The 20039-nt window shown below is 67.4% G+C and carries 25 protein-coding genes; 8 read left to right on the top strand and 17 right to left on the bottom strand.

Translation table 11 applies throughout. From position 1 onward, the window contains the following. Positions 1-166 precede the first annotated feature (166 nt). Positions 167-1390 carry a DUF819 family protein gene (locus IAE58_RS15185; RefSeq protein WP_108755673.1) on the top strand — a complete coding sequence of 408 codons (1224 nt, stop codon included), beginning with the start codon at positions 167-169 and terminating at the stop codon, positions 1388-1390. Positions 1391-1406: 16 nt separating this feature from the next. On the opposite strand, the gene IAE58_RS15190 is transcribed toward IAE58_RS15185, so the two are convergent. Genes IAE58_RS15190 through IAE58_RS15210 form a run of 5 tightly spaced genes read right to left on the bottom strand, consistent with a single transcriptional unit; the run spans position 1407 to position 4438 of the window. Further along, positions 1407-1886, bottom strand: coding sequence for a hypothetical protein (locus IAE58_RS15190; RefSeq protein ID WP_199934140.1), 480 nt, complete (start codon positions 1884-1886; stop codon positions 1407-1409). Positions 1887-1933: 47 nt separating this feature from the next. Then, complete coding sequence (gene minE / locus IAE58_RS15195) at positions 1934-2194, bottom strand: cell division topological specificity factor MinE (RefSeq protein WP_005408532.1); 261 nt, start codon at positions 2192-2194, stop codon at positions 1934-1936. A 2-nt stretch (positions 2195-2196) separates the two neighbouring features. After that, a complete protein-coding gene (minD, locus tag IAE58_RS15200; RefSeq protein ID WP_199934141.1) occupies positions 2197-3006 on the bottom strand; it encodes a septum site-determining protein MinD in 810 nt (269 codons plus the stop codon). Positions 3007-3041: 35 nt separating this feature from the next. After that, positions 3042-3839 (bottom strand): septum site-determining protein MinC, encoded by a 798-nt coding sequence (minC, locus tag IAE58_RS15205; protein ID WP_199934142.1) that lies wholly within the window; start codon positions 3837-3839, stop codon positions 3042-3044. Positions 3840-3841: 2 nt separating this feature from the next. Continuing rightward, a complete protein-coding gene (locus IAE58_RS15210; protein ID WP_199934143.1) occupies positions 3842-4438 on the bottom strand; it encodes a GNAT family N-acetyltransferase in 597 nt (198 codons plus the stop codon). Positions 4439-4588: 150 nt separating this feature from the next. Between IAE58_RS15210 and IAE58_RS15215 the strand changes: the two genes are divergently transcribed. From IAE58_RS15215 to IAE58_RS15230, 4 genes are all read left to right on the top strand, one after another. Next, a complete protein-coding gene (locus tag IAE58_RS15215) occupies positions 4589-5794 on the top strand; it encodes a sensor histidine kinase (RefSeq protein WP_108752472.1) in 1206 nt (401 codons plus the stop codon). Next, a complete protein-coding gene (locus tag IAE58_RS15220) occupies positions 5794-6435 on the top strand; it encodes a response regulator transcription factor (RefSeq protein WP_108748925.1) in 642 nt (213 codons plus the stop codon). The genes IAE58_RS15215 and IAE58_RS15220 overlap by 1 nt, the downstream gene beginning before the upstream one ends. 233 nt (positions 6436-6668) lie before the next feature. Further along, positions 6669-7742, top strand: coding sequence for an SRPBCC family protein (locus tag IAE58_RS15225; RefSeq protein WP_199934144.1), 1074 nt, complete (start codon positions 6669-6671; stop codon positions 7740-7742). Between the two features lie 106 nt (positions 7743-7848). Continuing rightward, positions 7849-8220, top strand: coding sequence for a DUF423 domain-containing protein (locus IAE58_RS15230; RefSeq protein ID WP_108748927.1), 372 nt, complete (start codon positions 7849-7851; stop codon positions 8218-8220). 118 nt (positions 8221-8338) lie between these two features. On the opposite strand, the gene IAE58_RS15235 is transcribed toward IAE58_RS15230, so the two are convergent. From IAE58_RS15235 to IAE58_RS15255, 5 genes are read right to left on the bottom strand one after another with little or no spacing between them, the layout of a single operon-like run. Then, positions 8339-9148 carry a M15 family metallopeptidase gene (locus IAE58_RS15235; RefSeq protein WP_199934145.1) on the bottom strand — a complete coding sequence of 270 codons (810 nt, stop codon included), beginning with the start codon at positions 9146-9148 and terminating at the stop codon, positions 8339-8341. Positions 9149-9157: 9 nt separating this feature from the next. Beyond that, positions 9158-9751 (bottom strand): hypothetical protein, encoded by a 594-nt coding sequence (locus IAE58_RS15240; RefSeq protein ID WP_199934146.1) that lies wholly within the window; start codon positions 9749-9751, stop codon positions 9158-9160. 29 nt (positions 9752-9780) lie between these two features. Beyond that, complete coding sequence (locus IAE58_RS15245; protein WP_108748928.1) at positions 9781-9960, bottom strand: DUF4177 domain-containing protein; 180 nt, start codon at positions 9958-9960, stop codon at positions 9781-9783. Then, positions 9957-10136 (bottom strand): Arc family DNA binding domain-containing protein, encoded by a 180-nt coding sequence (locus IAE58_RS15250; RefSeq protein WP_100439285.1) that lies wholly within the window; start codon positions 10134-10136, stop codon positions 9957-9959. Before IAE58_RS15250 ends, IAE58_RS15245 begins: the two co-directional genes overlap by 4 nt. A gap of 45 nt (positions 10137-10181) precedes the next feature. Further along, a complete protein-coding gene (locus IAE58_RS15255; RefSeq protein WP_108748929.1) occupies positions 10182-11063 on the bottom strand; it encodes an SPFH domain-containing protein in 882 nt (293 codons plus the stop codon). Between the two features lie 129 nt (positions 11064-11192). On the opposite strand from IAE58_RS15255, the gene purT reads away from it, so the two are divergent. Next, positions 11193-12380, top strand: a complete 1188-nt coding sequence (gene purT, locus IAE58_RS15260) for a formate-dependent phosphoribosylglycinamide formyltransferase (RefSeq protein WP_199934147.1) — start codon at positions 11193-11195, stop codon at positions 12378-12380. A 45-nt stretch (positions 12381-12425) separates the two neighbouring features. Here purT and IAE58_RS15265 read toward each other — a convergent pair whose 3' ends face one another. The 3 genes from IAE58_RS15265 to IAE58_RS15275 all read right to left on the bottom strand — a co-directional run bounded on the left by IAE58_RS15265 (position 12426) and on the right by IAE58_RS15275 (position 14813). Beyond that, positions 12426-12665, bottom strand: a complete 240-nt coding sequence (locus IAE58_RS15265; RefSeq protein WP_108761501.1) for a hypothetical protein — start codon at positions 12663-12665, stop codon at positions 12426-12428. Positions 12666-12804: 139 nt separating this feature from the next. After that, positions 12805-14019 (bottom strand): endonuclease/exonuclease/phosphatase family protein, encoded by a 1215-nt coding sequence (locus IAE58_RS15270; RefSeq protein WP_199934148.1) that lies wholly within the window; start codon positions 14017-14019, stop codon positions 12805-12807. A gap of 38 nt (positions 14020-14057) precedes the next feature. Further along, positions 14058-14813 carry an arginyltransferase gene (locus tag IAE58_RS15275; RefSeq protein WP_108752478.1) on the bottom strand — a complete coding sequence of 252 codons (756 nt, stop codon included), beginning with the start codon at positions 14811-14813 and terminating at the stop codon, positions 14058-14060. A gap of 153 nt (positions 14814-14966) precedes the next feature. On the opposite strand from IAE58_RS15275, the gene IAE58_RS15280 reads away from it, so the two are divergent. After that, the gene (locus IAE58_RS15280; RefSeq protein ID WP_108761504.1) at positions 14967-15536 is read left to right on the top strand and encodes an EF-hand domain-containing protein; all 570 of its coding nucleotides are present in this window, start codon (positions 14967-14969) and stop codon (positions 15534-15536) included. Positions 15537-15595: 59 nt separating this feature from the next. On the opposite strand, the gene IAE58_RS15285 is transcribed toward IAE58_RS15280, so the two are convergent. The 4 genes from IAE58_RS15285 to IAE58_RS15300 form a co-directional block, all read right to left on the bottom strand. Continuing rightward, a complete protein-coding gene (locus IAE58_RS15285) occupies positions 15596-16813 on the bottom strand; it encodes a sigma-70 family RNA polymerase sigma factor (protein ID WP_199934149.1) in 1218 nt (405 codons plus the stop codon). 146 nt (positions 16814-16959) lie between these two features. Next, on the bottom strand, positions 16960-17460 hold the full coding sequence (locus IAE58_RS15290; RefSeq protein ID WP_199934150.1) for a pathogenicity-like protein: 501 nt from the start codon (positions 17458-17460) through the stop codon (positions 16960-16962). 4 nt (positions 17461-17464) lie between these two features. Further along, positions 17465-18373, bottom strand: a complete 909-nt coding sequence (gene tesB / locus IAE58_RS15295) for an acyl-CoA thioesterase II (protein ID WP_108748936.1) — start codon at positions 18371-18373, stop codon at positions 17465-17467. Between the two features lie 287 nt (positions 18374-18660). After that, positions 18661-19437: an enoyl-CoA hydratase/isomerase family protein gene (locus IAE58_RS15300; protein ID WP_108748937.1), complete on the bottom strand. Its 777-nt coding sequence runs from the start codon at positions 19435-19437 to the stop codon at positions 18661-18663. A 34-nt stretch (positions 19438-19471) separates the two neighbouring features. Here IAE58_RS15300 and IAE58_RS15305 point away from each other — a divergent pair, with 34 nt between their 5' ends. Next, entirely contained in the window at positions 19472-19906 is a 435-nt protein-coding gene (locus IAE58_RS15305; protein WP_199934151.1) for a copper chaperone PCu(A)C, read from the top strand. Positions 19907-20039 lie beyond the last annotated feature (133 nt).

The raw sequence follows: 20039 nt of genomic DNA on the forward strand, positions 1-20039 counted from the left end.
GGGGCTCACCCTCCACACCGCCAACTGCTGGCCGCCCCCCCCCCCTGGGGGGGGCCGCTTCTTTTCCCGCCGGTAGGTGCCGACCGTTGGTCGGCACACCTTCGCCCTGGGGTCAGAGCCCTTTCGCATTGCGAAAGGGATCCGACCCCGCACCCAGAGCGCCTGCATGATCCAGAACGACATCGTCGTCTTCGGTTTGATCGCCGCCACCCTCGGCGCCGTGTTCTGGACCGCCTCGCGCGAGCAGGGGCTGTGGAAGCGCTTCTACACCTTCGTGCCAGCGTTGCTGCTGTGCTATCTGCTGCCGGGCATCTACAACACCGTCGGCCTGATCGACGGGCAGAACACCAAGCTCTACAACCCGGTGGCGCGCGACATCCTGCTGCCGGCGGCGCTGATCCTGCTTACCCTGGCGGTGGACATCAAGGGCATCCTGCGGCTGGGCCCGAAGCTGGTGCTGATGTACCTGGGCGCCTCGGCCAGCATCATGCTCGGCGCGGTGGTGGCCTTCCTGGTGATGCGTGCGATCCATCCCGATACGGTGGCCGGCGATACCTGGGCCGGCATGGCCGCCTTGGCGGGCAGCTGGATTGGCGGCGGCGCCAACATGCTGGCCATGCGCGAAGTATTCGACGTCAACGCCACCACCTTCGGTCAGTTCGCGGTGGTCGATGTAGGCGTGGGCTATGTGTGGATGGCCGCGCTGATCTTCCTGGCCGGGCGCGCGGCGAAGATCGATGCGCGCAGTGGCGCCGATACCTCGGCCATCGATGAACTGAAGGAGCGCATCGCGCGCTTCCAGGCCGAGCACGAGCGCATTCCCAGCCTGACCGACCTGATGCTGATCGTGGCGGTGGCCTTCGGTGGTGTGGGCCTGGCCCATGCCATCGGCGCGCCGTTGGCGGCCTGGTTCAAGGCCAACGTCAGCTGGGCCGCGCAGTTCAGCCTGGACGCACCGTTCGTGTGGGTGGTGGTGCTGTCCACCACGCTGGGCCTGGGGCTCAGCTTCACCCGTGCGCGCACGCTGGAAGGCGCGGGCGCCTCGCGGCTGGGCTCGCTGCTGCTGTACTTCCTGATTGCCTGCATCGGCATGCAGATGGACCTGCTGGCGCTGCTGGACCGGCCGTGGCTGTTCCTGCTGGGGCTGATCTGGATCGCCGTGCACATCGGCCTGCTGTGGTGCCTGGGCAAGCTGCTGAAGGTGCCGTTCTTCTACTTCGCCATCGGTTCGCAGTCGAACATCGGCGGCCCGGCCTCGGCACCGGTGGTGGCCGCCGCGTTCCATCCGGCACTGGCGCCGGTGGGCGTGCTGCTGGGCACGATGGGCTATGCGACTGGCACGTATCTGGCCTATGTGGTCGGCATCACCCTGCGCGCGCTGGCCACCTGACCCCGGTTCACGGCGGTTACGCCACCGGCAACCCGCGTTCGATCAACCACGCCTTCGCATCTTCGGCGTCCTGCTCGAACCACGCTTGGGTAGACCCCAACCGGTACGTATACCCCCACGCATCCATGTCGGCCATCAGCCGCGCGCTGCCCACGCCGGGCAGCTGCCCGGCCAGCACGATCTGCAGGTAGCAGGTGGCATCTTCCTCGGGCACCGAATCGGTGGCGTCGGTGTGCACCTGCGCACGCCGTTCCGGCGGCAGCACGATCAGGTGGCAGGCTTCGTGCAGCATCGAGTGCACCGGCGTGTCGTCGCGCACATACACGTTGCTGGCGATGATGCCGGCCTCGGGTTCACCCCAGTAGCTGCCAGGAATGGCTTCGCCGGCGGGCACGTGGTGCAGCCGCAGGCCATGCGCGGACAGCAGCTGCTGCGCATCGGCGAAGGCGATGTCGCCAACGCGGGTCACGTTCGGTTCGGGTGTAGTGTCGGTCATGCGGGGTCACACAGCCCCGCCCATGCAGGCACGGGCGGGGCAGGGGGTCAGGGCTTGTCCGGGCCTTCAGGCAGCGCCACGGAAATATCCAGCACGTCGTGCTGGCCATCCTTCACCAGGTCGACCTTCACCGCATCGACGTCGATGTTCACGTACTTCTTGATCACTTCCAGCAGCTCGCGCTGCAGCAGCGGCAGGTAGTCCGGGCCACCGCGGTGGCTGCGTTCCTGCGCGATGATGATCTGCAGGCGGTTCTTGGCGGTTTCGGCGGTGGTCTTCTTCGCTTTGAGGAAATCAAACAGGCCCATGCTTACCCTCCGAACAGCTTGCTGAAGAAGCCCTTCTTCTCGACGCTGGTGAAGCGCATCGGGCGTTCTTCGCCCAGGATGCGCGCGACGGCATCGTCGTAGGCCTGGCCGGCGGCGGATTCGACATCCAGGATCACCGGTTCGCCCTTGTTGGATGCGTTGAGCACGTCGCCCGATTCGGGGATCACGCCAATGGCCTTCAGGCCCAGCACTTCTTCCACGTCGGCAATGCTGAGCATTTCGCCGCTTTCCACGCGCACCGGGGTGTAGCGGGTCAGCAGCAGGAAGGCCGGCACGTTCTGGCCCGATTCGGCCTTGTGGGTCTTCGAATCCAGCAGGCCGATGATGCGGTCGGAGTCGCGCACCGAGGACACTTCCGGGTTCACCACCACCACCGCGCGGTCGGCGAAGTACATGGCCAGGAACGCGCCCTTTTCGATGCCCGCCGGCGAGTCGCAGATGATGTAGTCGAAGCCGTCGGCGGCCAGGTCCTTCAGTACCTTGCCCACGCCTTCCTGGGTCAGTGCATCCTTGTCGCGGGTCTGCGACGCGGCCAGCACGTACAGGTTGTCAAAGCGCTTGTCCTTGATCAGGGCCTGCTTCAGGGAGGCTTCGCCGTGCACGACGTTCACGAAGTCGTACACCACGCGGCGTTCGCAACCCATGATCAGGTCGAGGTTGCGCAGGCCGACGTCGAAGTCGATCACGGCCACCTTCTTGCCGCGCCGTGCCAGGCCGCAGGCCAGGCTCGCGCTGGAAGTGGTCTTGCCGACGCCGCCCTTGCCGGAGGTGACTACGATGATTTCAGCCAAAGGACTTCTCCTGATGATTCTGTTTGGGTGCTGCGTCAGTCCAGCGCAGCAATCTTGATCTGGTCCTGTTCCAGCCACACCTGCACGGCCTTGCCGCGCAGGTTGTCCGGCACATCGTCCAGTACCTTGTAATGGCCCGCAATGGCGACCAGTTCTGCATGGAAATCGCGGCAGAAGATGCGTGCCGCGGTGTTGCCCTGGGCCCCTGCCAGCGCGCGGCCGCGCAGGGTGCCGTAGATATGGATGCTGCCGTCGGCAATCACTTCGGCGCCTGCGCCAACGGTGGCCATGACGGTCAGGTCGCAGTTTTCCGCGTACAGCTGCTGGCCCGAACGCACGTTGCCCAGCTGCATGCGGCCCGGCTGCGGCGCGGCGGCGTCGGCGGCCTTGCCCACCGGCGTGGCCGGGGCGGGCTTGGCTTCGGCCTTGGCGGTGCGGCGTGGTTCGGCCGGCGGCGGCGGCGGCGGCGGCGGGGCCGGCTCGGCCTCGGCGCGTTCGTACTGGGCGCGGAACTTGGCCAGCAACGGCAGGCCCAGCTGCTGCGACAGCAGATCGATGGCCGTGGTGCCGTAGGCCAGCGCCACCGGCAGCACGCCGGCGCTGCGCAGGCCATCCACCAGCGCCTGCGCGGTGGCCACGTCCGGCACCTGGCTCAGGCCGCCGAAATCGAGGATGACCGCGGCGCGGCCGAACAGCTTCGGCGCACGGGTCACCCGCTCCTGCATTTCCTGCACGAGGCGTTCGACATCAAGGGTACGGATGCGCAGGTTGGCAATGCCCACCTGGCCGATCTTCAGTTCACCGGCCTGTTCGTAATCAAAATTCACCGCCACGCTCAGGTCCCCGTCGGCCGCTGTGCCTGCGCCGGCAGCTGCCGGTCGCGCGCCCACGCTACATCGGGCAGCTTGCCGCCGTAGGCGTCCTGCACCCAGGGGTAGCTGCACAGCTCCTTGGCCAGCATGCTGGCGCGCACATCCACGTGCGGCATGGTGTTCTGGCCCAGCTCGCGGAAGCCGAAGCTGCCGTGGAAGAGCAGGGCGGCATCGGCGCCGTGGTCCAGGAACACCTCGCAGGTCATCTGCGGGTAGCGCAGTTCGGCAAAGCTCTGCGCATCGGCATAGAACGCACGGCCGACGCCACCGCCGCGGCGGCGGCTGGCGACCACGATGCGGTCGATATAGAAGAAGGGGGTGTCCAGCTGCTGCTTGAACCAGGCGAAATTGCTGCTGTCGTGCTGGCTGTCGCTGCCGAAGCCGATCAGGAAGCCGGCCAGGTTGCCGTCGCGCTCGGCGACGCGGAAATATTCAGCGGTTTCGTAGAACAGGTGCAGCCGGGCCGCATCCAGCGGAAGGATGGCCAGGCCAGCATTGTTGTTCAACGCCAGGACGGAATCGAGCTCGTGCTCGCGCACGTCGCGGATGACAATCGACATTGTGACTCCGTGGGGTAACGCGGTTGGTCCTGCGAACGGACCCTGCGCACGATTATTGCATGCCCGGGGTGGGCTGCGGCATGAACAGGGGTCAGGGGCAAGCATGACTTTATGCCCTTGGGGCAGGCCGCGCACAGGCTACGATGGGCCATGCTGGCCCGACTGAACCACAATGCGATGCTGCGCTACTCCGGGTTGTTCACCTGGGGCACCGTTGGCCTATGGCTGGCGATCTACCTGATCGATCCGGTCTCGCTTACCCTGGAAAGCCTGGATGGCGAAGCCGGCTACCGGGTCATTCCGTGGGCCTCGGCCTACCTGGCCTTCGGCGTGGTGTACTGGGGACTGACCCGCGACCTGGGCGAAAGTGGGCCCGGCTTTTTCGACCACGCCGCGCTGATCCTGCTCACCGCCTGCGCCATCGGCGTCAGCTATTTCTCCGGCACCGCGCTGGGCAGCATCCTGCTGATGGTGGTGGCCGGGCTGCTGCCCTGGCTGCTGGGCCCGCGCATCGGCGTGGTCTGGCTGGTGGCCAGCAACCTGGCCGTGCTGCCGGTCTATATCAAGCCGCTGGGCTTCCCGCCGGTCATCGCTGTGCTGCAGGCGATGGGCTACATGGGCTTTTCCAGCTTCGTGTTCGTCATCGCGCTGGTGGCGCGGCGCCAGGCAGAAGCGCGCGACGAGCAGCGCCGCCTGAATGCCGAACTGCGCGCCACCCGCGCCCTGTTGGCCGAAAGTGCGCGGGTGAACGAGCGCACGCGCATTTCCCGCGAACTGCACGACGTGCTGGGCCACCAGCTGACCGCGCTCACCCTGAACCTGGAAGTGGCCGGGCACCTGGCCGAGGGCAAGGCGCTGGAACACGTGAAGCGCTCGCACACCCTGGCCAAGCTGCTGCTGGGCAATGTGCGCGAAGTGGTCAGCCAGCTGCGCGAGACCGGCGCCATCGACCTGGCCGCCGCCCTGCGCCCGCTGACCGAGAACGTGCCCTCGCTGGACATCCAGCTGGAGGTGGAGGAGCCGCTGAACGTGGAGGACCCGCAGCGGGCCCACGTGCTGCTGCGCTGCACCCAGGAAATCATCACCAACACGGTGCGCCACGCCCACGCCCGCCACCTGTGGATCCGGGTCTACCGCGAAGTGCCGGGGCAGGTGGTGGTGGAAGCCCGCGACGACGGCGTCGGCGCGGAAATGGTCAATGCAGGCAACGGCTTGCGCGGCATGCGCGAGCGCCTGCAACAATGTGGGGGCCAGCTGCAGGTGGAGACCCGCCCTGGCGACGGCTTCCGCCTGCGTGCCACGGTACCGGCCACGGTGCTGGCCGCACTTACCCAGGTTCCTGAAGGAGTACGGTGATGATTCGCGTCTGCCTGGTCGATGACCAAACCCTGGTGCGGCAGGGAATCCGCTCCCTGCTGGCGCTCGACGATGGCATTGAAGTGGTGGCCGAGGCGGCCGACGGCCGGCAGGCGGTCGAGCTGGTGCCGCAGGTGCGCCCGGACGTGGTGCTGATGGACATGCGCATGCCGGTGATGTCCGGCCTGGAAGCCCTGCAGGTGCTGTCGCGGCAGGAACAGCTGCCGCCGACCATCATCCTGACCACCTTCGACGATGACCAGCTGGTGCTGGCCGGGCTGAAGGCCGGCGCCAAGGGCTATCTGCTGAAGGATGTGACCCTGGAACAGCTGGTGGGGGCCATCCGTACCGTGGCCGACGGCGGCTCGCTGGTGCAGCCGGCGGTGACCCAGCGCCTGCTGTCCGGGCTGGAGCACATGCGCAATGATTTCGTCAGCCTGGACCGGCCGGACCCGCTCACCGACCGTGAGACGGAGATCCTGCGGCTGATGGCCAGCGGTTTCTCCAACAAGGAAATCGCCAACTCGCTGGGCGTGGCCGAGGGCACCATCAAGAACCACGTCTCGAACATTCTGTCCAAGCTGGGCGTGCGCGACCGCACCCGCGCAGTGCTGAAGGCGTTCGAACTCCAGTTGGTTTGATTAAAATCCTTTCAGGACAATGGCTTGGGTCGTGTTTTCAGGCCCGGGGCCGGGTGCCCCCCTACTTGCCGGGGCCCCAGATGCGTTACCCTTCAAAATCTTTGTCCATACAAATACGCAGCCGGCACGGAAACCGGTGCGCCAATCCGATAAACAATGCCTGCGAAGCCTGCTAGGATTGGCGCTTCGCTTCAATCAACCCGGCCGTGGGATCGGCCCCGGAGACTCTCTGAATGACCCGTATTATCGAGTTCCTGATCGCCTTGGGGATCGTGGCTGGCCTGTTCGTCATCATTGGCGTATGTCTGCCGGGCGAGCGTCACATCACCGAAAGCATCGAGACCAACCGCAAGATGACGATCGTGTACGACACGGTCAACAGCCTGCGCCGCTTCAAGGACTGGAACCCGCTGGTACTGCGCGATCCCGCCGTTGACCTGAAGCTGTCCGGCCCGGCCTCGGGCGTGGGTGCCACCCTCGATTTCGCCTCCAAGGAACTGGGTAACGGTTCCTGGAAGATCACCGAATCGGAAGAAAACAAGCGCGTTGTGATCGCCGTCGAAGACCCGACCAAGGGCCACGACAAGGTCACCACCTTCACCCTGGAGCCGACCGGCAAGGGCGGTCGTAACGTCAAGATCACCCAGGATTACTCGGTGAAGTACGGCTTCGACCTGTTCGGCCGTTACGCCGGCCTGTATGTCAGCCGCCAGATCGGCGACGACATCAAGATGGGTCTGTCGCGCATGGCCAACATGCTGGCCACCGTGCCGAACGTTGACTACCGCACCGCCGAAGCCCCGCTGACCGATCTGGCCATCGTGGACGTGCCGGCCGAAGACCTGCTGGTCGTCAATGCCGGTAACGTCGATCGCGGCCAGGACACCATCACCAAGTCCATCAAGGACAATCAGGAATGGATCAAGCGCGTGATGGAGGCCAATGGCCTGGAAGCCGCCGGCCCGTTCCGCGTCATCACCACCGATTTCGGTGCTGAGAAGTACGCCTTTGACATCGCCCAGCCGGTGAAGAAGAAGGGCGCTGAAGGCGCGGCTGCCGAAGAACTGTCCGTCAAGATCGACGGCGGCGCTCCGGTGAAGTACGTCCGCGTTGCCCCGCACCGTTCGGCCCACGCGGCCTACACCGGCCACATGGCTGGCCTGGACATCGCCCGCAACGCACTGCGTGCCTGGGCTGTGACCAACGGTTCGGAAGTGATCGATCGTCCGTACGAGTCCTGGAAGGATGGCGTGGACAAGTCGTTCACCCCGGAAGGTACCTACGACATCTACTGGGCCGTCAAGTAAGCCTCGGCTGACCCATGTAGTGTTGGACACGAAAACGCGCCGCTTCCTGCGGCGCGTTTTTTTTTCATCTGTGCCCCGTGGTCGGGGCCCTGCGCAAGGAAAGACCATGTTCACTGCCGAACGTCGTGCGCGTAAACCTTCACTGCTGGCCTGCCTGGGCGCATTGCTTGCGGCAGCATCAATCGGCCTGTCGGCCTATGCCGCCCACGGCGTGGCCGACCCGCTGGCGCAGCAGCACCTGAACATGGCGGCGCTGTACGCCTTCGCCCACGGCGCGGTACTGCTGGCACTGGGCCCGCGTGCGCAGGGCGCGATCGCGCACCTGGGCCTGTACCTGCTGCTGCTGGGCGTGCTGCTGTTTTCCGGCAGCCTGGTGGGCGGCGCGCTGTGGCAATGGCCGACCCGGCTGGCGCCAGTGGGCGGCACCACCTTGATGGCCGCCTGGGTGCTGCTGGCGATCAACGCGCTGCGGCGCTGAGGTAGCGCCGGCTTCGCGCATCTGTAGAGTCGAGCCATGCTCGACTTCGAAGAGCGCATTTGTAGAGTCGAGCCATGCTCGACTTGGAGAGCGCAGCCGAGCATGGCTCGGCTCTACCTCAGTCGGTGGCCCGTGCCCAGCACCAGTGCCACGGCTCGTAGACGATGCCGTGCGGGTTGTCGCGCGGGTAGCTCAACCGGAACCCGTGGCCACCGGCGTGCGCCTGCAGCCAGGCAAACGCTTCGGTTGCTTCAAAGGTCTCTTCCGCCGGCGAATCGCCCGGCGTGCCGATATCCAGCGCATCGCCGCGGTGGTGTTCGCTGAAGCCCGGCGCGGCATTGACCTTCAGGATCTCGGCCACGCTCAGCCCGCGCGCGCGCTTGCGTTCGAAAATACCCAGCTGGTACGCGTGGCTGCGGAAACCAGAAATTGCATCCAGCGCCACGCCGTCGCGCGCGGCGTGCAGGCGCATGCGGCGCCAGCCCTGCGCGGCGGCGCGGCCTAGCCACAGCGGGCGGCCGAAACGGTCGCGTCCGGCGAAGTGCAGCAGGCAGGGCTCGGCTTCCAGCGGCAATCCGCTGTCCTGCGCATAGGCATCCGCATCCAGGCCCAGCTGCTGCAGGCGCTGCTGCAGGCCTGCCAGCGGCAGCCAGTGGTCTTCCAGCGTTGCGGCGAAGGGGCGGGCGCGGGCCTGTTCCAGCAGCGCCAGGGCCGCTTCCACGCCAGGCTCGCGCGGCAGCCTCGGTACCAAGGAGTGCACACCGTGGTCCAGCACCACGGCCAGGTAGCGGCCATCCTGCTTGCGCCGCAGCACCCACTGCGCGCGGGCCAGCAGGCGTGCATCCAGGTTGCTGCGCGCGCGCAGCAGGGCGGCTGGCCACAGTTCCACGGCCTCGGTGTTGATCAGCAGGGGGGCGCGACGGTGCATGCCCGCAGCTTACTGCCGTGGCGCGGTGGCGGCCACCTTCTGCAGCGCGTCCAGCAGCGCCTGCGGGCGCTCCAGGCTGAGCAGCAGGGTGCTGCCGCCGCGCACCGGAATCACCAGTGTGCGCTGGCGGTCGGTGACCAGGGCAAACCCCTTGTTGCCGCCCTGCAGGCGGAAGTGGCCCGAATAGAAGCCCGGCATCGAATAGCCATTGGTCTTGTAGCGCAGGCCGTAGCGACCGTCGCGGCCCAGGTCCACCACCTCGGCCTGCTCCAGCTGCAGCTGCGCCACCGGAGTGCGGCGCCGGTACAGCGTGGAGCGCACGTCCAGCACATGGCCATCGATCACCACTCGGCGGCGGAAGAACGCCATGCCCAGGCCCACGCCGATCAGCACCAGCACGGCCAGGCTCCATGCCGCGCTGCCCCACAGGCGGAAGAACGGCGGCGCCAGGGTGATCTCCATCCACGGCGCAGCGGCCGGCGCGTGCTTCAGTTCGGCCCACACGCACAGCGCGAACACGATCAGCAGCGGCAGCAGGATCCACAGCACGCGCAGTGGCGAACTCTCGGCAACATCGAACGAACGCGGGTCGCTGCCATTCATTGCGGTGCTCCCTTGCGCGGCGCGCATGGTCAGATTTCCTTCTTGAAGACCAGCATGGCCGGGCGCATCGGCGCGGGAATGATCACGTTCACCAGTTCCCAGCCCAGCAGCCCCTGCCGGGTCAGTTCGTTCTGGATGTCCTCGGCCTTCAGCACGCCCATCAGCGATGTCTTCACTTCAATGGTCTGGTAGCTCCAGCGCTTGCTCATTCCTTGTCCTCGGGTGATGGCGTGGGTTTTGGCAGGCGCCCTGCCTTGCGCAGGGCGTCGCGCAGCACGTATTCGATCTGGGCATTCAAGCTGCGCAGCTCGTCGTCAGCCCAGCGTTGCGCCGCAGCCAGCACGTCGGCGTTGATGCGCAGCGGATAGGCTTTCTTCTCACTCATGCGAACTCCTGGCGGGGCGCGGTGGCGCCCCGTTGCGAGGGTGGCTCAGTACAGCGAACCGGCGTTGACGATCGGCTGGGTGCCGCGGTCCGAGCACAGCACGGTCAGCAGGTTGCTTACCATGTGCGCCTTGCGTTCCTCGTCCAGCTGCACCACGCCGTTCTTCTGCAGTTCGGCCAGGGCCATTTCCACCATGCCCACCGCACCGGCCACGATGCGCGTGCGCGCGGCGATCACCGCATTGGCCTGCTGGCGCTGCAGCATGGCCTGGGCGATTTCGGCGGCGTAGGCCAGGTGGCTGATGCGCGCATCCAGCACCTGCACGCCGGCGTCGGCCAGGCGTTCGGCCAGTTCGTTCTTCAGGTGCTGGGAAATCTCGCTGGCGTGGCTGCGCAGGGCCAGCTGGCCGTCCTCGTGCTGGTCGTAGGGATAGCTGGTGGCCATCGCGCGCAGCGCCGATTCGGACTGGATATGCACGAAGCTCTCGTAGTCGTCCACGTTGTAGACCGCTTCGGAGGCATCGACCACCTGCCAGACGATCACCGCGGCAATCTCGATCGGGCTGCCATCAAGCTCGTTCACCTTCAGCTTGCCGCTTTCGAAGTTGCGCACGCGCTGGCTGACCCGGCGCTTGGAATAGAAGGGGTTGTTCCAGCGCAGGCCGTTGTCCTTCACCGTGCCCACGTACTTGCCGAACAGGCTCAGCACCGCCGCCTGGTTGGGCTGCACCGTGTACAGGCCGGCCAGCACCAGCACCGCGGCGACGACCAACAACAGGCCGCCCAGCATCATCAGCAGGTTCGGTGCGCCGGTGCTGGCTTTGGCTGCCACCCCCAGCACGAACAGCGCGCCACCGGCCAGCGCGGCCAGCAGCGAGACGGCCAGCGTACCCAGACCGTTGAGGGAGGAAAGCGACTTCTCTTTCATGGCAGTACGTCCTTGAGGGTTCGAGTGAACGATATCAAATTGATATCACATCGCAAGTGCCGTTCGTCGGCCGACCCGGCCGGACCGGCTAGAATGCCCACCCGCCTTCACATCGCTGCTGGAACCCCCATGGCCAAGCTTGGAACCCCGCTGTCCCCCTCCGCCACCCGTGTGCTGCTGTTGGGCTCGGGCGAACTTGGCAAGGAAGTGGCCATTGAACTCCAGCGCCTGGGCGTGGAAGTGATTGCCGCCGACCGCTATGCCAACGCGCCGGCGATGCAGGTGGCGCACCGTTCGCACGTGATCGACATGCTCGACGCCATGGCCCTGCGCGCGCTGATTGCCCAGGAGCAGCCGCACCTGGTGGTGCCGGAAATCGAGGCGATCCACACCGAAACCCTGGTGCAGCTGGAACAGGAGCAGGGCCTGCGGGTGATTCCGACCGCGCGCGCCGCGCGCCTGACCATGGACCGCGAAGGCATCCGCCGCCTGGCCGCCGAAACCCTGGGCCTGCCGACTTCCCCATACCGCTTCGTGGATACCGAAGCCGAATACCGCGCCGCGGTGGCCGCCATCGGCCTGCCGTGCGTGGTCAAGCCGGTCATGTCCTCCTCGGGCAAGGGCCAGAGCACCCTGCGCAGCGAGGCCGACATCGCCCCGGCCTGGGACTACGCACAGACCGGCGGCCGTGCCGGTGCCGGCCGCTGCATCGTTGAGGGCTTCATCGACTTCGATTACGAAATCACCCTGCTGACCGTGCGCCACGCCGGCGGCACCTCGTTCTGCGCGCCGATCGGCCACCTGCAGAAAGACGGTGACTACCGCGAAAGCTGGCAGCCGCAGCCGATGACGGACAAGGCCCTGGCGCGTGCCGAAGAGATCTCACGCGCGATCACCGACGATCTGGGCGGCTGGGGCCTGTTCGGCGTGGAGCTGTTCGTGAAGGGTGACGAGGTGTGGTTCAGCGAAGTGTCGCCGCGCCCGCACGATACCGGTCTGGTCACCCTGGTATCGCAGGAACTGAGTGAGTTCGCGCTGCATGCGCGCGCGATCCTGGGCCTGCCGATTCCGGTCATCCGCCAGAGCGGCCCGTCGGCCTCGTGCGCGCTGCTGGCCCATGGCGAAGGCGTGCCGTACTTCAACAACGTGGCCGCCGCGCTGCAGGTGCCCGATACCGCCGTGCGCCTGTTCGGCAAGCCCAGCGTGCATGGCCATCGCCGCGTGGGCGTGACCCTGGCGCGTGCGGAAAGCATTGATGAAGCGCGCGCCATCGCGCGCGATGCAGCCGAAGCGATCGGCGTGGAACTGCGCCCGTAAAATGCTGGCGCCGGGCCATGCCCGGCGGCTTGCAGCGTGCTGCCGTCAGCGTCGACGCCACGGCAGCACAGTCACGTGGATCATGGCCACCGGCCACAGCACCGAGCCATACATCCACCACGTGCCGAAGCGGTCGGCATAGCCCTTCCAGCAGGCCACGGCTGCCGGCAGCAGGCCGATCAGCACCATGGGCAGGAAGTCCAGCGCCTTGCCTTGTTTGGTGACGAACAGCAGTGCGATCACCACCGCAACGCCGGCGATGATCAGCAGGTTCTTCTTCAACATCAGCAGTCCTTGCTTGGCTCCTTGGCGACTCTAGCAAAGGGCTTTGGCAGCCGGTAGCGCCGGGCCATGCCCGGCGGATTTCCATGCGGCGCGATGCGAACCGAAAAAGGCCGCCGGGCATGGCCCGGCGCTACCGGGGTTACTTCACGTCCACCCACACCAGGTGGTGGTCGCTGCCGTCGGCAATCTTCGCTTCGGGGCTTTCATTGGCCGGCCAGAACACGCCGCTGCCCACGTATTCGAAACCGGTGGAAGGCAGCACATAGTCCAGGCGCATGGTGCCCGACTTCGGGCCGAAATCGCCGGTGGCGTGGAACGGTGCGCCCTTGCGCACGATGCCCTTGGCGGCATAGGCCAGGCTGGTCTGTTCGGCACCCACGCTGCGCGGGGTGGGGTAGCGCAGCACGCGCGGGTTCTCGATCAGGTTGACGATGGCATCGTGGCGGCCATCGCCATCGACCGGGTCGTTGTTCAGATCGCCGAAGATCACGAAGCGCGCGTCCTGGGCCAGGCCGCCGCACTTGCCCTGGTCATCGCACAGCCAGGGCTTGTCGCCGGCCGACAGGTATTCCTGCCACAGCCGCAGTTCGTCGTGATTGCGCGCGGCATTGCGCTTTTCCGGGCCGTCGAACACCGGCGGGGTCGGGTGCGAAACCAGCGCATGGACCACGCCGGTCGGGGTCTGCACCGGCACGTCCCAATGCGACTTCGAGGACAGGCGCAGCTGCGACCACACGGCATCGCTGTAGAAGCTCTTGCCGGTACGCGGATCCACCGGACGGATCGCGCCGGGCATCGTGCTCCACTTCAGCAGCTGGAAGCTGCGCACCTTGGCCTCGTCAATCGGGTAGCGCGACAGCACCAGCATGCCGTACTGGCCCGGGTGCAGGCCGTAGCCCCAGGCATCGTTGCCGCGGCTGCGGCCTTCGCCGCCCACGGTGCCATTGCCGTCCAGGTCCAGGCCGCTGGGCACGCCGGTGTTGACCGGGGCCAGGTAGCGGTAGGCGAAGTGCAGCGGCTTGCCGCCCCCGGGCTGGGCCACGTCCAGGTAGCGCTGCTGGAACAGATCGGCGGCGCGGTGCGCATCGTCGAAGTCGAATTCGTTCAGCAGCACCAGGTCCGGCCGCACCTGCTGCAGCACCGCGGCGATCTTGCGGGCATGTTCGCTGTCGCCTTCCAGTTCCTTGATCAGGCCGCCGGCATCGTCCGAATACAGCGAGGTGTTGTAGGTGGCCAGGCGCAGCGTTGCAGACGGCGTTTCGGTCATCGCGGGGGGCTTGGCGAAGGCGGGGGCGCTGGCGCCGCAGAGCAGGGCCAGGGCGAGGATCAGGGGACGGCGGCGGGTCATGTTCATGGGCCGTATTGTGCACCCGGCCCGGTGTCAGCGGTTTGTCAGCGGCCGTCCAGTTCCTTGTCGAAATCGTGCCAGCGGCGGCCGTCGTAGGCCTCCAGCGGGCGGAACCGGCGCTTGTAGTCCATCTTCTGGTGCTCGCGTATCCAGTAGCCCAGATACACATGCGGCAGGCCTTCGCGGCGGGCCCATTCAATCTGCTGCAGGATTGCGAAGGTACCCAGCCCGCGCGCGGCGTGCGCTGGGTCGAAGAAGGTATAGACCGCCGACAGCCCGTGCTCGGTCACATCGGTCACCGCCACGCCCAGCAACTGGCTGGGCTGGCCGTCGTGGCCGGGCAGGCGCATTTCCATGAAGCGGGTATGCGACCAGGTGCCGATCAGGAACTGCTCGAATTCGTGCGGGCCATGGTCATCCATGCCGCCATTGGCATGCCGGTGCACCAGGTAGCGGTGGTACAGATCGAACAGGTCCTGGCGCGGCATGGCCGCGGTGATGCGCACTTCCAGATCGGCATTGCGCGCCGCGCAGCGGCGTTGGCTGCGGTCGGCGGCGAAACGGGCCACGGGAATGCGCACGGCCACGCAGGCGTGGCACTGCGCGCAATGCGGGCGGTAGACCAGATCGCCGCTGCGGCGGAAGCCCCAGCTCAGCGCCAGCGGGTACAGCCCGCCCAGGCGGCGGTCCTGCGGATCGAGCACCAGATCGCGCGCCACCCGGTCTGGCCAGTACCCACACGGGTGCTCGCCGGTCTGAAACAGCCGCAGTTCGTCGTCTCTGTCGCCGTGTATCGCCATGGGCACAGCATAGCCCCAGTGTGTCGCATCGGCCGCGACTGTCCGCCGGATGAACGGAACCGGCCGACGCGTCAACCGATGCCGCGTACAGGCGTTGTTGTCCCCCGAGGGTGAACTGATCACCCCGACGCAACCCCTACCAGGAGTGACCCGATGATCCGTACCCCCCTGTTGCTGGCCCTGCTGCTGGGCACCTCCGCCACCGGCATCGCGCTGGCCGCCGACACCCCGGCCCCGCCGGCACCGCGCCCGGTGAAGCTGGACACCAACGGCGATGGCGTGATCGACCGCAGCGAAGCGGCGGCCAACCCGCGCCTGGCGGCGAAGTTCGACGAACTGGACAAGAACAAGGACGGCAAGCTGTCGCGTGATGAGCTGCCGCGCTGGAAGCATGGCCGTCGCGGTGGCCATGGTGGTCCCGATGCGTGGATGGCCAAGCTGGACGTGAACAAGGATGGCCGCATCAGCCGCGAGGAAGCCAAGGCCGATCCGCGCCTGGCCGCGCGCTTCGACCAGATGGACGTCAACAAGGATGGCTATCTGGACAAGGCCGACCGCGAGCTGCGCATGAAGCAGCATCGTGACGCCTGGTTCGCCGCGGCCGACACCAACAAGGACGGCCAGCTGAGCAAGGCCGAATTCGATGCGGCCAAGGGCCCGATGCACGGCGGCCCGCGCCCGGGTGGCCCGCGTGACGGCATGCCGCCGAAGCCGCAGCGCTGAGTCACCGCGTTCTGATCGACCACGACGCCGGCGCACTGCCGGCGTCGTGCGTTGCGGGCCTAGCGGCCGCCGGTATGGGCCACCGCATACAGCACCACGCCCAGCACCATGATGTTCATGGCGATGACGCCGGTTCGCCCATACATCGATTCATACACCCAATTGGTGCCGGTGCGCCCACGCCGCGCCGAATCGCGGGCGATCAGCGGCGCCATGATCCGCTGCAGCGGCCCCAGGCACTGATAGTTCACCAGGCTCAGGCCGAGCACCAGCACCAGCAGATGCACCCAGGTCGGGGTCTGCAGCAGCACCACTGCCAGCACCGACAGGCAGCAGGCCATGGCGGTCCAGGTGTTCATGCGCACGAAGCGCCAGACCTGCGCGCGCTCGGCATCTGTCTTGGCGTAGGACAGCAGGAAACGACCGCCCAGGTAGCTGCCGATCACGCCGCCGGCCACGCCACCGGCGAAGGCGCCCCAGGTGCTGGCCGGAATCATGTGCAGGTAGCCCAGCGCGGCGGTGACCGAGCCCATGGCGGTGCCGCCGGCCACGCTGGCCCCGCCCAGGCCCAGTTTGCTGCCACCCATGCCAACGCCGGCACTCAGCAGGATCGCCGCGCTGGCGGTACCGGGGGCCGCCACCAGCACCATCGATACCACGGCCGTGGCGAACGCCGCACTGGGCGCGCTGCTGCGGGCGAATTCGCCGAAACGCTGCAGCAGGCCGTCGCGCACCTGGCCACGCGCGCGCGACAGGCGCTTGCGCACGGCCGCATCGCTCAGCCCCAGCAGGTCGGCCACCTGCTGCGAGCGTTGCCCTTCGCGGTAGTACAGCAGCAGCACTTCGCGGCTGTCGCTGGGCAGGGCGGAAATGATGTCTTCGGCGGCGATCTCTTCTTCCAGCCGCTGCAGCCGGTCGGGCGCGCCCGGGGTCGGGTCGGCGGCCATGCCCAGTGCCACTTCGGCGGCTTCGCCGGTAAGCGGCCGGCCGCGCTGCGAGCGCAGCCAGTCGCGGGCCAGGTTGCGGGTGATCTGCCGCAGCCAGGGCAGGAAACTGGTGCTGCTGCGCAGCTGGTGCAGCTGCTGCCAGCCCTTCACGAACGCTTCCTGGGCGATGTCCTCGCTGGCCTGGCGGTCGCGGGTGATGGCCAGGGCGATGGCGGTGATGGTGTTCTGGCAGGTCAGCACGATGCGGCCATAGGCGTGCTGGCAGCCGCCGGCAGCGGCGGGCAGCTCGCGTTCCAGGGTCTGGTCGATCGATGCGGCAAACGTCGTCATGGCGGCGGCTCCTGCAGGGATTGTGTCCCAAGACGCCGCCGCGCGCGAAGTGTGACCGGACGGGGCCCGATCATGCCGGGCACGGCCCGGCGGCTTTTCTGTCAGGCCGCTGCGCTCGCCGGGCATGGCCCGGCGCTACCTGCGCGTTACGTCGACGGCTGGATGCGGACCCGCACTTCTTCCTCTTCCGGCGCGGCCTGCGGTGCCGGCTGCGGCTGGGCCTGCGGGGCAGGAGCCGGGGTGGCCGGGGCGGGCGCGCCACGGTGGCGCAGGCCGATCACCAGGGCCACAGCGGCAATCACCACCAGCAGGCCGATGCGGATGCGCCAGGCCCAGCCACGGCCGCTGCCGCCTTCCTGCGGTGCGTCGCGGAAGGCGAATTCGGCGGTGGGGTGGTCGCGGCGGGTGGTGTCGAGCAGGCGTGCCTCGCGCAGGATGTCGCGCGCACGCGGCTGGTCGTCGGCGCGCACGATCCACACGGCGGGGTAGGCCTGGGCATTGCCCAGGTCGGTATAGCTGAACTGGCCACGGCGGCGGGTCTTGTACGACCGGCCGTTGGTCACCTTCACTTCAATGCCGTGGCTGCGCAGCAGCTCGGCCACGCCTTCCACGGTTTCCACGCGCTGGCTGCTGAAAATCTGACGCATCGTCTTACTCCTTGGCCGGCACGGCAGCAACGGCGGCCTGGTCGGGCACCACGCGGATCAGGCCTTCCTGTGCGGTGCTGGCCACCAGCACGCCATCGCGGGTGAAGAACTGGCCGCGCGCCAGCCCGCGCGAATCCTGCGCACTGGGGCTGTCCAGCGAATACAGCAGCCAGTCGTCGGCGCGGAACGGGCGGTGGAACCAGATGGCATGGTCCAGCGAAGCCATCTGCACATGCGGGTGGTAGTAGCTGATGCCGTGCGGGAACGTGGCCGTGCCCAGCAGGTGGAAATCGGAGGCATAGGCCAGCAGGGCCTGGTGCAGTTCCGGTGCATCGCCCACCGGTTCGCTCAAGCGCAGCCACACCTGGTGGTAGGGCGGGCGCTTGGGCGGGTTCAGTTCATCGCGCGGGTACACGTGGCGGAACTCGAACGGGCCGCCGCGCGAGAGCCAGCGCTGCACCTTGATCGGCAGCCGCGCCAGCACTTCCGGCGGCAGCGGGCGGTTCGGTTCGATGTCTTCCGGCTGCGGCACTTCGGGCATCTTGTGCTGGTGCTCGGCGCCCTGTTCGGCCTGCTGGAACGAGGCCGCGCAGAAGAAGATCACCTTGCCATGCTGGATGGCCGTGACCCGGCGTACCGAGAAGCTGCCGCCGTCGCGGGTGCGGTCCACGTCGTAGACGATGGGGTGGTCGATGTTGCCGGCGCGCAGGAAGTAGGCGTGCAGCGAATGCACGTGGCGGCCGTTGTCCACCGTGGCCTGGGCCGCAGCCAGCGCCTGGCCCAGCACCTGCCCACCGAACACGTACTTGGTACCGATGTCGCGGCTCTGGCCGCGGAACAGGTTGTCCTCCAGCCGCTCCAGGGTGAGCAGGTCGATCAGCTCGGAGACGACGGGTTCGGGCGTGTCGTTCAAGGGGGCGGCCACAGCAGTGAAGAAGGGACCGATTATACCTTTCAGGGGTCAGATCCCTTTCGCCTTGCGAAAGGGCTCTGACCCCGGGTCACACCACAGGCAACCAGCCAATCGTCGAAGGCGGGGTGGGTCCGGTTGCGGGGGCGTGAGCGCCATGGATGGCGCGACCGAGGCTACATGGACGTACTTGCGCCGTCCCCCGCAACCGGCCCCACCCCGCCTCCCTACGCAGAGCGGCTTCTGACGTTGACGTTGCGTCTGCGGGTGCCGGGCGGCAGCCCGGCGCGTTACTTGCCCAGCCGGGCCACCAGCGCCTGCAGCGCGTTCTGCGCATCCGCCGCAAACCAGGCTTCCACGAAACGGTCCAGCTGGATCAGATCCGGGTGCAGGGCCTCGTGCAGCTCGGCGCGGGCAATGGCGCGGGTCAGCAGCATCGGCTGGCGCGGCTGCTTCAGCAGGTGCTGCAGCCAGGCGATGGCGCGGGCCACCACCAGATCGCCGTCGGCCAGCTCATCCACCAGACCGATCTGCAGCGCCTGTTCGGCCGGCACCAGCGCGCCGGTGCTCAACAGCATGGCCGAACGGTGCAGGCCCACGGCGCGGCGCAGCAGGCGCTGGATGCCTTCCGGCGCCACCAGCCCCACCTGCACCTCGTTCAGGCCAATGGCATAGGGGCGGGCCGGATCGGTACTGCGTGCCATCACCCGGTAATCGCAGCACAGGGCCAGCACGCAGCCACCGGCCGGGGCATGCCCGGTAATGGCCGCCACCACCGGAATGCGGCTTTCGGCCAGCGTACGCACCGCACCGAAGAACGCGTTCCAGCTGTCCAGCAGCTTGTGCTTGTCGTCGCCATGGGACAGCAGGTGCGGCACGTCCATGCCGCCGGTGAAGATGCGCTCGCTGCCAGACAGCACGATGCCGTGCGCGTCTTCGGCCATGGCCTGTTCGATGGCGTGGATCAACTGCCGGCACAGGTCGGTGTCCAGCGCATTGACCGGCGGCCGCGCCAGGCGCAGTTCGCGGATGGGGCCATGGTTGATCACCTCAATGAGCGTCGTCATGCTGCGGTCTCGTTGCGGACAGGAATCTGAGGCGATGATAACCAAACCATTCGTTGGCGTATTGTTGTGGCTGTGTGCGGGCGCAGCATCGGCGGCCGACTGCGTGACGCTCGAACAAGGCTGGGCGCGGCTGCCACCTACGCCGGCCATGGCCATGACCGCCGGTTATGGGGTGATCCACAACGGCTGTGCCACGCCGGTGGTGATCACCGGTGCTGGCAGCGCGCTGTTTGCCGATGTGTCGCTGCACGAAACCACGATTGTCGATGGCGTCAGCCGCATGCGCGCGATCGAGCGCATGCCGTTGGCCCCCGGTGCGCGCGCCGAACTCAAGCCCGGCGGCCTGCACCTGATGCTGATGCAGGGCAAGGGCGCGCTGAAGGAAGGGCAGGCCGTGCCGCTGCAGCTGCAGCTGGAAGGCGGGCGCGAAGCCAGCGCCACGCTGACCGTGCGCAAGACAAGCGGATAAGCGCGAAGCGTTGATGCCGCGCCGCCGGACTACGGACGTGCTGCCGTAGCGTCGAGCTTGCTCGACTGCCATGAACCGTAGAGTCGAGCTTGCTCGACTGCCATGAACCGTAGAGTCGAGCTTGCTCGACTGC

Origin of the sequence: Stenotrophomonas sp. S49, from assembly GCF_016624905.1 — a bacterium.
Taxonomy (GTDB): domain Bacteria; phylum Pseudomonadota; class Gammaproteobacteria; order Xanthomonadales; family Xanthomonadaceae; genus Stenotrophomonas.

Excerpts from the sequence above, each read along its gene's own strand:
- IAE58_RS15210 (WP_199934143.1), bottom strand. The coding sequence starts at position 4,438 with ATGTCGATTGTCATCCGCGACGTGCGCGAGCACGAGCTCGATTCCGTC.
- IAE58_RS15305 (WP_199934151.1), top strand. The coding sequence starts at position 19,472 with ATGATAACCAAACCATTCGTTGGCGTATTGTTGTGGCTGTGTGCGGGC.
- IAE58_RS15225 (WP_199934144.1), top strand. The coding sequence starts at position 6,669 with ATGACCCGTATTATCGAGTTCCTGATCGCCTTGGGGATCGTGGCTGGC.
- IAE58_RS15255 (WP_108748929.1), bottom strand. The coding sequence starts at position 11,063 with ATGAAAGAGAAGTCGCTTTCCTCCCTCAACGGTCTGGGTACGCTGGCC.
- IAE58_RS15190 (WP_199934140.1), bottom strand. The coding sequence starts at position 1,886 with ATGACCGACACTACACCCGAACCGAACGTGACCCGCGTTGGCGACATC.
- IAE58_RS15240 (WP_199934146.1), bottom strand. The coding sequence starts at position 9,751 with ATGAATGGCAGCGACCCGCGTTCGTTCGATGTTGCCGAGAGTTCGCCA.
- IAE58_RS15215 (WP_108752472.1), top strand. The coding sequence starts at position 4,589 with ATGCTGGCCCGACTGAACCACAATGCGATGCTGCGCTACTCCGGGTTG.
- IAE58_RS15280 (WP_108761504.1), top strand. The coding sequence starts at position 14,967 with ATGATCCGTACCCCCCTGTTGCTGGCCCTGCTGCTGGGCACCTCCGCC.
- IAE58_RS15290 (WP_199934150.1), bottom strand. The coding sequence starts at position 17,460 with ATGCGTCAGATTTTCAGCAGCCAGCGCGTGGAAACCGTGGAAGGCGTG.
- IAE58_RS15230 (WP_108748927.1), top strand. The coding sequence starts at position 7,849 with ATGTTCACTGCCGAACGTCGTGCGCGTAAACCTTCACTGCTGGCCTGC.
- IAE58_RS15235 (WP_199934145.1), bottom strand. The coding sequence starts at position 9,148 with ATGCACCGTCGCGCCCCCCTGCTGATCAACACCGAGGCCGTGGAACTG.
- IAE58_RS15285 (WP_199934149.1), bottom strand. The coding sequence starts at position 16,813 with ATGACGACGTTTGCCGCATCGATCGACCAGACCCTGGAACGCGAGCTG.
- IAE58_RS15245 (WP_108748928.1), bottom strand. The coding sequence starts at position 9,960 with ATGAGCAAGCGCTGGAGCTACCAGACCATTGAAGTGAAGACATCGCTG.
- IAE58_RS15220 (WP_108748925.1), top strand. The coding sequence starts at position 5,794 with ATGATTCGCGTCTGCCTGGTCGATGACCAAACCCTGGTGCGGCAGGGA.
- IAE58_RS15265 (WP_108761501.1), bottom strand. The coding sequence starts at position 12,665 with ATGTTGAAGAAGAACCTGCTGATCATCGCCGGCGTTGCGGTGGTGATC.
- IAE58_RS15300 (WP_108748937.1), bottom strand. The coding sequence starts at position 19,437 with ATGACGACGCTCATTGAGGTGATCAACCATGGCCCCATCCGCGAACTG.
- IAE58_RS15250 (WP_100439285.1), bottom strand. The coding sequence starts at position 10,136 with ATGAGTGAGAAGAAAGCCTATCCGCTGCGCATCAACGCCGACGTGCTG.
- purT (WP_199934147.1), top strand. The coding sequence starts at position 11,193 with ATGGCCAAGCTTGGAACCCCGCTGTCCCCCTCCGCCACCCGTGTGCTG.
- minE (WP_005408532.1), bottom strand. The coding sequence starts at position 2,194 with ATGGGCCTGTTTGATTTCCTCAAAGCGAAGAAGACCACCGCCGAAACC.
- IAE58_RS15275 (WP_108752478.1), bottom strand. The coding sequence starts at position 14,813 with ATGGCGATACACGGCGACAGAGACGACGAACTGCGGCTGTTTCAGACC.
- IAE58_RS15185 (WP_108755673.1), top strand. The coding sequence starts at position 167 with ATGATCCAGAACGACATCGTCGTCTTCGGTTTGATCGCCGCCACCCTC.
- IAE58_RS15270 (WP_199934148.1), bottom strand. The coding sequence starts at position 14,019 with ATGAACATGACCCGCCGCCGTCCCCTGATCCTCGCCCTGGCCCTGCTC.